This is a genomic window from Sphingomonas sp. (assembly GCF_036387595.1).
In the GTDB taxonomy this organism is placed as follows: domain Bacteria; phylum Pseudomonadota; class Alphaproteobacteria; order Sphingomonadales; family Sphingomonadaceae; genus Sphingomonas.
The window spans coordinates 1-7865 of record NZ_DASVTL010000024.1 but is presented as its reverse complement, the minus strand read 5'-3'; the positions used below and the strand labels follow the sequence as shown (position 1 = coordinate 7865).

Here is a 7865-nt window from a genome sequence, read left to right as displayed (position 1 = left end):
CCGATGACCACCGCCACGGCGCGGCCGGCCGGGTGGCAATGGCACATCCCGCTCCAGCATCGCGTCGGCAACGGGCATGTCTATTGCTCCGCCTTCACGAGCGACGACGACGCCGAACGTACCCTCCGCGACAATCTCGAGGGTGAGGTGATCGCCGAACCCAATCGCCTGCGCTTCGCGACCGGGCACCGCGCCCGCTTCTGGGAGAAGAACGTCGTGGGGGTGGGCCTGTCCGCCGGCTTTCTCGAGCCGCTCGAATCGACCAGCATCGTCCTCATCCAGTCCGCGCTCGAGCGCTTGGTGGCGCTGTTTCCCGCTCACGACATGGATCCGCGACTGGCGGCGACCTACAATCGGCAGTCGCTGCTGGAGTTCGAGCGCCTCCGCGATTTCCTCGTCCTGCATTACCTCCGCAATCGCCGCATTGGTGAGCCCTTCTGGGATGCGATGCGCGAGATCGCGCTGCCCGACGGCTTGCAGGAACGGATCGACGCCTGGCAGGCCGGCGGCGAGTTCGTGCGCCGCGAATGGGACACGTTCCAGGATCCCAGCTGGCTGAGCATGTATGCGGGTTTCGGCGACCTGCCGGACCGCCACCACCCTCTCGCGGATCAGTTCGGCGTCGCGGAACTGATCGACAGTTTCGATCGAATGCGCGCCGCGATCGATGCGACGCTGCGTCATGCAGAGCCGCATGCCGACTTCCTCAAGCGTCACCGGGCAGCCGCGGCATGACCACACCCGCCCACACCCGCGCGGTCGCGGCGATGGCGCTCGGCGGCCTGTTGTTCGGGTTCGACACCGCGGTGATCTCGGGCGTCACCGGCGCGCTACGACTGCGTTTCGCACTTGGACCGGCCGGGCTGGGCGTCGCCGTGTCTGCCGCGCTCTGGGGGACGCTCGCGGGCGCGCTGTTGAGCGGCGCGCCGGGCGATCGATACGGCGCGATGCGGGTCCTGCGGGTGATCGGGCTGCTCTATCTGGTGTCGGCGATCGGGTGCGCTCTATCCGGCGGGCTGACCGCCTTCGCCGCGTTCCGCTTCATCGGCGGCATCGCGATCGGCGCGGCGTCTGTGCTGGTGCCGGTCTATATCGCCGAGATCAGCCCGCCTGCCCGGCGCGGCTTCCTGGTCGGGCTGTTCCAGTTCAACATCGTGCTCGGCATCCTCATGGCCTATGCCAGCAACTACGCCGTCAGCCAGGTCCTCACGGGTGACGCAGCGTGGCGCTGGAAGCTCGCCTCCGCGGCGATCCCCGCCACGGTCTTCCTGTTGCTGCTCACGGGTGTGCCGCAGAGCCCGCGCTGGCTTCGCGCCAAGGGACGCACCTCGGAGGCGGATGCCGCCGCCGTACGGTTCGGCCTCGATGTGCAGGAAGCGCCACCCGCGGCGAACGCGACCGGCCGGCTTAGCTGGCATGCGCACCGCAAGCCGATCATGCTCGCGATCGCGCTCGGCTTGTTCAACCAGCTGTCGGGCATCAACGCGATCCTCTATTATCTTAACGACATCTTCGCCGCGGGCGGGTTTGTCGGCCTGTCGCCCGACGTGCAGGCGGTGGTGATCGGCGCCGCCAATCTTGCCGCAACGATGGCGGCGATGACGATCATCGACCGGGTCGGCCGCAAGCCGTTGCTGCTCGCGGGGGGCGTCGTCACCGCGGTCGCGCTGGCGGGCGTGGCGCTGGTCTACGCCGGTGTCGCGCTCAACGCGCTGCTGCTGCCGCTGCTGATCCTGTTTGTCGTCGCCTTCGCGATGTCGCAGGGCGCGGTGATCTGGGTATATCTGAGCGAGATCTTCCCGACCGATGTCCGCGCCAAGGGTCAGGCGATCGGCAGCGGCACGCACTGGGTCGCCAACGCATTGCTGTCCTTCGCCTTTCCCGTGCTGGCCCAATATGATCGCGCGCTGCCGTTCTGGGGCTTCGCCGCCGCAATGCTCCTCCAGGTCATAGTCGTCGCACGCTGGTTTCCCGAAACCAAGCGGCGCTCGCTCGAGGCCATCAGCGGCGGCATGGCGAACCGATGACCGGATCGTCAGCGGGCGACTTTAGTCCCACGGTCCTGACGCAGCCCTAGCTCCAGCATCCTGTCCACGACGTTCCATCCGCGCACGCTCAGCGTCGCGGGGCGGATCGCGTCGGGCGACCGGATCGTCACCTCGCGAGACTCACCGGGCAGTAGCGAGACGTAGTTGTCGCTGAGGTAGGCCGGCAGGATCCGCTCACCCTTCGCATCGAGCAGCGTCAACTTCGCTTGCAGCGCCGCCACCTTGGCCGGATTGCTCAGGCGGACCATCAACGTTCGCTCGCCGTCGACCGGTGTGCCCTCACGCGCCGCGATGGCGAGCGAAACCTTCGGCAACGCGTCGAGCGCTCTCAGGTCGACTGCCTCGTCCGCTTGCCAGTAGAAATTTTCAGACAGCGTCTTGCCGCCGGCGCCGCTAGCGGTGAGACGGACGAGCACCGGACCTTGCTTCATCAGATCGGCGAGATCGAGCTTCATCACCTCGGCGGTGCCGTTCGCCGGCACGTCGATGCGCGCATCACGGGTCAGCAGGACGCGATCGTCGAGCGCGACGACGCGGGCGCTGACGAGGATTCCCGCCAATGGCGCCCGGGTGGTGTTGACCATCAACACGCGGTGATCGGGCAGGTTCAGCTGGACGTGGACCGGCTCGGCACCCTTGCGGGTGCCGTAAAAGGACGCGTGCGTATCATAGTCGGACGAGTAGATCTGGAAATCGGTCGACGGCCAAGCCGGATGCGACATCCACAGCATGCGCGCGCTGTTCGTGGTCCACAGCCCGGCATTGAACCCTTCGAAGATGGCGCGATGCGACTCGTAGTTGAGCATCTGCGCCTTGCGTTCGAAATCGTCGAAACCAGCGGGCGCGCCGAAGCGCGTCGTCAGCGCGTCCATGAAGCTCTGCACCGACACCGCGCGTTCCTGGTGCCAGTCGTGATAGGCCCAGCTGTCGTTCACCGGCCAGCGATCCGCCGCGGGTACGAAACCCGACCAGGCTTCGCGGGTGGGGAAGCTCGGCGTGCCGACCTCGACCGCGAAGCCCTTGGCGAAATCGGTGAAATAGCCTTCGGGCGCGCGCCAATTGTAGGGGCCGGAGCCGGCGAGATTGATGATCCGCGAATTGCCCTTGTACATCCGCGTGCCGTCCTCCTCCCAAACCATGTCCTGCAAGGCGGTCTGGAGGATCGGCTGTGGCACGCCCTCGTTGCGACCGATCCACAGCACGATCGACGGGTGCGTGCGGAAGCGCCGCACGGTGTCGCGCGCGTTCGCGACGAACAGCGGTACGTCCTCCGCCTCGGCATCATTGTCCTGCGTCGATTCCCAGAAGTCGTTGAGGATCATCATTCCGTATTCGTCGGCGAGCTGGAAGAAGGCCTCCTCGGTGCTCTGCCCCATCCAGTTGCGGATGATGTTGAGCCCCGCCTCGCGGTGCAGCCGGAAATAGGGTTCGAGGCGGCTGCGCTCCACGCGCTTCATCATCTCGTCCATTCCCCAATTGCCGCCGCGCGCGGCGATGCGGACGCCGTTGACGCGCAAGACAAGCTGCGGGGAAAGCCGCGGATCGCTGACCACCGGACGCACCGCCGGCGACGTTTCCGCCGCCGGCAACAGCGAGTTCGCCCATCCGCCCGCCACCTTGCGCAGCGCGGGATGGCGTTCGTCGATGATCGGGGTGCCGAGCCGTTTCGCCTGGGTGAGATCGACCTCGACGCGACGCAGGTCGCCCTTCGGGTCGAGCGACGACAGCTCATAGGTGACCTGCCGCATGCCGAAGCGGAGCCGGCGCCGATCCGACACGTCCCCGTTGCCGACACTCAGCCGCAGGTCGTGCAGCGCCGGCTCGCCATAGCCGTTCGGCCACCACAAGCGTGGCTGGCGCACGCGCAGCGCCGCGTGATCGGCGGGACGGAACCGCGCCACCACCGTGCCATGCGCGGGTACCGACACACGCTGCGCCACCGCGACATCGTCGAACCCCGCGCGGACGATCGCCTCGGCGGCGACATCGCCCGCGTTGCTGACCGGGACCGTGATCTCGACCTCCGCCACCGACAGATCGGGCGTCGGCAGCGTCGTCACCACATCGGGATCGCCGAGGGTGAGCGCGTCGGTCGCGACGAGTTCGACCCCCTGCCACAATCCTGTGTTGCGATCGCGGATGGCGGGGATCCAGTCCCACCCTTCGCTCGCGGTGAAGGTCGGCCCGTCGATCATCATCGCGCCGCCATTCTCGCCGCGCCCACCGGTCATCGATTGTTCGTGCGGAATGCCCGGGTGTGGCGGCGGCGAGACGCGCACCGCGATCGCATTGGCTTGCCCCGCGACCAGCGCACCCGTCGCGTCGAACCGGCCGCGGATGAAGGCGCCCTTGATGTCGCCGAGTCGCCGGCCGTTCACCCAGATCTCGGCGGCGTAATTGATGCCGTTGAACAGCAGCTCCAGCCGCTTGCCGCCCTGCGCCTGGGGCAGCACGAATTCGGTGCGATACCAATAATCCTGTCGCGCGAGGCGTTCCGGGATCGCCATGTTGTTGAGCCCGATCCGCGGATCGGGATAGACGCCGCGGTCGACCAAAGTGGTCAGCGCGGTGCCCGGCACGGTCGCGACATGCCAGCGCCGCGCGTCGAACCCGGCACGCGAGAGCGACCCCGCGTCGGCGGTCACCTGCGGCGCTTCCGCCATCCGCCAGCCGTTGAGGGCGAAGCGCCCCTGATCCTCCGTCGCCAGCGGCGGCAGATCCGGAGCGGGTATTGCCTTCCCCTTCGCTTGCGGCGCAGCGCTCTTCGGCAGCGTCCAGGCGCGCTGCGGCACCGCCTCGCCATATTGGGTGCGGACCTGGAGCGGCCAGCTGGGGCTGTTGCTCTCGAAGCGGACGAGGTCGTCGTCGGGAGCGGTGCGCGCCGCCCCGCGCAGCTCGGCTGCCGTCCACGCTTGCGGCGTCACGGTCAGCCCGGCGATTCGACCCGTGAAGACCGGTTGGCCTATCGACCGCGGGCCGATCACCACGATCGCCTCGGGTGCGGCCGGTGCCGCCTGGGGCAGGCGCCGCGTGGCGATCTGTCGATCGTCGAGGAACAGCGACAGCGTATCGCCGCGGCCGATCGCGACTAGATGATGCCAGCGATCCGTGGCGAGCGGCGCGCCCCCACTGACCAGCAGGTCGCCGACGAGCATCGCCGGACGGCCGTCGACCAGCGCCAGCGCGCGCGCATCCGCCGCCCCGGCGGCGCCTACGCCACCCAGGATCACCCGACCGGCGACTTGCCGCGCCGGTTTCACCCAGGCGGCCACCGTCCAGTCCCGACTCGCCTGCCACCGTTCGCCCTCGGCATAGCCTTGCGCCGGTTTGACGATCCCGTCCCCGCCCGCGATGAACTCGGCGTCATACGGCCCCAGCACCGCCAGCTTGGGTCGGGCAAGACGCGGCGACGCCCACTCGACCTGTTGCGCGGCAACGCCATGGCCGAGCAGCAATCCTGCGCCGAGCACCAGCGAAACGCGACGAAGCAGGCCTCTGCTTGTCTGCCGGTTCGACAACGGGGCAGAGGGCATAACGCGTCCTTCACGACAACAGGCTTAGCTGCGGCGCCATCGCGAAAGTTGCGATCACGCCGCGCAAGAGATGCTATGGCAGGACCCGTCCGCGATCAACGCCGGCCGGGATAAGATCTCAGGGGCAGGCCGTCACGGCTTGCTCGCCTGGCTCGCTACGAGGCACGCCTGTCGAAACGTCGCCAAGCGTATCGAGAGGCGCCGGTGGTGGGTCCGCCGGGGCTCGAACCCGGGACCTCTCGATTAAAAGTCGCTTGCTCTACCAACTGAGCTACGGACCCTCACTCCGGCACGCGGCACCTAGGGGCGGGCGCGCGGGCGGTCAACCAGATGCGCCAAATGACGCACGCGCCGCCCGGTCCGCGGATCGCGCCAGTCGCCCGCGATCGCGGCCAGCGGGGCGAGCACGAAGCGCCGCTCGCGGAACACGCGGTGGGGCACCGTCAACGTCCGTTGCTGCCAGTGCCCGCCCGACCACATGACGATGTCCAGATCGAGGATCCGCGCTCCCCAAACCCGGCCATTGCGACGACCGAAGCCGCGCTCGATCGCCTTCAGCCGCCGCAGCAGCGCGGGCGGGTCGTCCGCCACCTGCACCAGCACGACGGTGTTCGCGAACCGGCGCAGCGACGGCCCCAGCGGCGCGCTCGCGATCGTCGGGGCGACCGCGATCACGCCGGGCAGCGCCGCTACCGCCGCCGCGACCGTCCGCGCAGGCGGGCCGTGGCGCCCGTAGCGGTTCGATCCGATCGCGATCGCATAGGTTGTCGGCGCCATCGCCGCGGCTTACCGCACCGCGATGACGAACGCACCCGGCCCGATCCCGCATACCGAGCCGCCGCATGATTGTCCGCGCTGCCCGCGTCTGGTCGCGCTGCGGGAGGCGTGCCGCACGGAGCAGCCCGGCTGGTGGAACGCGCCCGTTCCCGCGTTCGGCGATCCCGACGCGTGGCTCGCGATCGTCGGGCTCGCGCCGGGCAAGCACGGCGCCAATCGCACCGGCCGCGCCTTTACCGGCGATGCGGCTGGGACGATGCTGTTCGCCGCGCTGGCGCGCCACGGGCTGTGTTCGGGCACCAACAGCGGCACGCCGGACGACGATTTCGCGCTTCACGGGGCGATCATCCTCAACGCGGTGAAATGCCTGCCACCGCAGAACAAGCCGACGCCCGAGGAGGTCCGCACCTGTCGGCCGTTCCTGTCGGATCAGGCCGTGGCGCTGCCGAATGCGCGGATCTTCATCGCGCTCGGCCAGGTCGCGCACCAGTCCTGCGTCAAGATCCTCGGCGGGCGGCTGCCGAAGGCGCCATTCGCGCATCTCGCCGAGCACCGCGTGCCCGATGGCCGCATCCTGATCGACAGCTACCACTGCTCGCGGCTCAACCAGAACACCGGCCGGCTGACGGCCGAGATGTTCGACGCGATCTTCGCGCGCGCGGTAGCGTTGCGGGGAAAGCAGGAATGATCCGCCGCGACTTACACCCCGTCCGTCATCCCCGCGGAAGCGGGGATCCATACTGGCTATCCTCCGATCTTAGCCACGACACTTCGCCAGTCTGGATCCCCGCCTTCGCGGGGATGACGGACAAGGAGATGAGGCGTAGCCTAAACCAGCGACGCCATGATCAGGACGGCCGAACGACACTTTTTCGCCTTGCTGACGCCGGGCCGGGAGCCCAAAGCTTGATCGAAGCATCACCGAGGCGTTCACTGTGGGGCACTCCGCGGTCGACCCTCATCGCCTTGATCAGTGCGGTAAGCAGTATGTCATCATCCGAATAGGCCCTATCTGTATTTGCGACAGATATTTGTCTTCGGTACGCATTCATTGCCGATATAACTTCAGGGGACGCGAACAGGTTCATATTGTTGGTTTCGCGTGCAAATGATGCATGAGACTCTGCGGTTGAGTGACCTTCCAGATTCTGGCCGAGGCTGTCTACAAAATCGGCATAGTACTCAAACATCTTATCTCGCCATGAAGCTGTACGCTTTGCCCGTTCATTAGATATAAAAGTCAACACTGCCACGAGCACCAATGCCGCAGCGGAGATCAAGCTCGTCCAAACAGGCCCCATCAAACATCCTCCACCAGCCGCCCATATAAATCCGGACGCCGATCCCGGAAGAACCCGAACGCCGCGCGGTGGCGCTTCACGCGCGCGAGGTCGATCGTGGCGACGATCACGCCCTCCTCGTCGCGGCCCAACTGGGCAAGAATGTCGCCGCGCTCGTCGGCGATGAAGCTCGTCCCGTAGAAGGTCTGCCCGTGCTCCACCCCGAT

Annotated in this window: 7 protein-coding genes and 1 tRNA gene; 3 read left to right on the top strand and 5 right to left on the bottom strand. The window is 67.6% G+C overall.

Annotated elements, in window-relative coordinates:
• The coding region (locus VF643_RS00995) for a tryptophan 7-halogenase (protein WP_331041493.1) at nucleotides 1-735 on the top strand (735 nt) is incomplete at its 5' end.
• A complete protein-coding gene (locus tag VF643_RS00990; protein WP_331041492.1) occupies nucleotides 732-2027 on the top strand; it encodes a sugar porter family MFS transporter in 1296 nt (431 codons plus the stop codon). The genes VF643_RS00995 and VF643_RS00990, both read left to right, overlap by 4 nt.
• An 8-nt stretch (nucleotides 2028-2035) precedes the next feature.
• Here VF643_RS00990 and VF643_RS00985 read toward each other — a convergent pair whose 3' ends face one another.
• The 3 genes from VF643_RS00985 to folK form a co-directional block, all read right to left on the bottom strand.
• On the bottom strand, nucleotides 2036-5581 hold the full coding sequence (locus VF643_RS00985) for a glycosyl hydrolase 2 galactose-binding domain-containing protein (RefSeq protein ID WP_331041491.1): 3546 nt from the start codon (nucleotides 5579-5581) through the stop codon (nucleotides 2036-2038).
• Between the two features lie 205 nt (nucleotides 5582-5786).
• A tRNA-Lys gene (locus VF643_RS00980) sits at nucleotides 5787-5862 on the bottom strand.
• Nucleotides 5863-5881: 19 nt separating this feature from the next.
• Nucleotides 5882-6358, bottom strand: a complete 477-nt coding sequence (folK, locus tag VF643_RS00975; protein ID WP_331041490.1) for a 2-amino-4-hydroxy-6-hydroxymethyldihydropteridine diphosphokinase — start codon at nucleotides 6356-6358, stop codon at nucleotides 5882-5884.
• Nucleotides 6359-6380: 22 nt separating this feature from the next.
• Between folK and VF643_RS00970 the strand changes: the two genes are divergently transcribed.
• The gene (locus VF643_RS00970; RefSeq protein ID WP_331041489.1) at nucleotides 6381-7046 is read left to right on the top strand and encodes a uracil-DNA glycosylase; all 666 of its coding nucleotides are present in this window, start codon (nucleotides 6381-6383) and stop codon (nucleotides 7044-7046) included.
• A 160-nt stretch (nucleotides 7047-7206) separates the two neighbouring features.
• Here the strand turns inward: VF643_RS00970 and VF643_RS00965 are convergent, their stop codons facing one another.
• Nucleotides 7207-7548 (bottom strand): hypothetical protein, encoded by a 342-nt coding sequence (locus tag VF643_RS00965; RefSeq protein ID WP_331041488.1) that lies wholly within the window; start codon nucleotides 7546-7548, stop codon nucleotides 7207-7209.
• Nucleotides 7549-7658: 110 nt separating this feature from the next.
• Nucleotides 7659-7865: nitrilase-related carbon-nitrogen hydrolase (locus VF643_RS00960; protein WP_331041487.1), on the bottom strand; the 207-nt coding region annotated here is incomplete at its 5' end.

What these genes read in the sequence shown, in the direction of transcription:
- VF643_RS00965 (WP_331041488.1), bottom strand. Translation starts at nt 7,548, where the DNA reads ATGTTTGAGTACTATGCCGATTTTGTAGACAGCCTCGGCCAGAATCTG.
- VF643_RS00990 (WP_331041492.1), top strand. Translation starts at nt 732, where the DNA reads ATGACCACACCCGCCCACACCCGCGCGGTCGCGGCGATGGCGCTCGGC.
- VF643_RS00970 (WP_331041489.1), top strand. Translation starts at nt 6,381, where the DNA reads ATGACGAACGCACCCGGCCCGATCCCGCATACCGAGCCGCCGCATGAT.
- folK (WP_331041490.1), bottom strand. Translation starts at nt 6,358, where the DNA reads ATGGCGCCGACAACCTATGCGATCGCGATCGGATCGAACCGCTACGGG.
- VF643_RS00985 (WP_331041491.1), bottom strand. Translation starts at nt 5,581, where the DNA reads ATGCCCTCTGCCCCGTTGTCGAACCGGCAGACAAGCAGAGGCCTGCTT.